This window comes from Mycobacterium sp. TH-M106 (genome assembly GCF_057473765.1).
The window spans coordinates 1-1,014 of record NZ_JBYCLE010000182.1 but is presented as its reverse complement, the minus strand read 5'-3'; the positions used below and the strand labels follow the sequence as shown (position 1 = coordinate 1,014).

At 58.5% G+C, this 1,014-nt stretch carries 1 protein-coding gene; it reads right to left on the bottom strand.

From position 1 onward, the window contains the following. Positions 1 to 901 (bottom strand): PE-PPE domain-containing protein (locus AC2VOP_RS06300; RefSeq protein WP_486960158.1); only part of this gene is annotated, 901 nt, incomplete at its 3' end. Between the last annotated feature and the right edge of the window lie 113 nt (positions 902 to 1,014).

The window sequence follows — 1,014 nt, the reverse complement described above, 5'->3', positions numbered from 1 at the left end:
CCAATACCGTGAGGTCGGGCTGGATCAGGTCGGCCAGCGGTTTGCCCACGACCGGGATGGAGCGCAGCGGGTCCAGCAGCGGCAGGTTGTTGGTGGGAAGCATGTAGTAGGTCGTCATCGTGTCGCCCACGGTCGGCAATTGAATTGCGTCACCGCCCTGGCTGACGGGGAGGATCTCTTGCGACGTGAGCACCTGGTCATAGGTGGGATGCACGTAGTAGATGCCGGCCAGGGAGTTGAGATCGGAAAAGATGTCGATCGGATAGCGTGGCACGTCGGCGAAGCCGTCGTACTCCTGTGTGTAGATCGTGGTCGGAAACAGATCCGACGGTGTCGCACCGTTGAACGTGATCCCCAGGCTGGGTAACGACAGCCCGTCCAAACGCTCGAAGAGTCCCCCGTCGGGAAGATTGGGATCACCGGTCAGCACGAAGGAGACATCTGAAGTCGGGACATGCTGGGCTGCGAGCTCGGTCATCGCCATGGACGATATGGTTGAGCTTTGCGATGCCCCTTTCACGACGACGTCATTGCCTGCGGTGATTTCCTGCAAGATCGTTTTATCGAGAATCTCGACGCCTTGGGCCTCTGAGGTGTCGAGCGGGAGGCTTTTTACTCCCGTGTAGAGACCGTAATTCCCTTCGGGTGTGAATAACGGTTGTGGCGAGTAATTCGGGAAGAGGTCCTTGATGAAGAGGTCAAAATTCGTCTCGACGTAGCTTTCTGGAGGTATCGGCATCCCGCTGCCGCCCATGATCAGTGCAACGTCTTCTGCGTCGACGAGTTTTATTGCGCGCATTTGGACTTCGAGCTTTGGAGGTGTCATCAAGGCTGCCGCGATGCACCCAGCCCCCAGGATAGCGATGCCGGCGGTGGCGCAGGCGCGAGATGCACGCCTCATGTTGCGTCCTCCTCTGCTTTGCATTCCGGCGCAGCATCTGTTGTAGCGCCGGCGTCGTTGGAGATGGGCTGCGATGACGATTACAGCATGGCCCCATATTCGGAACAAGGGTT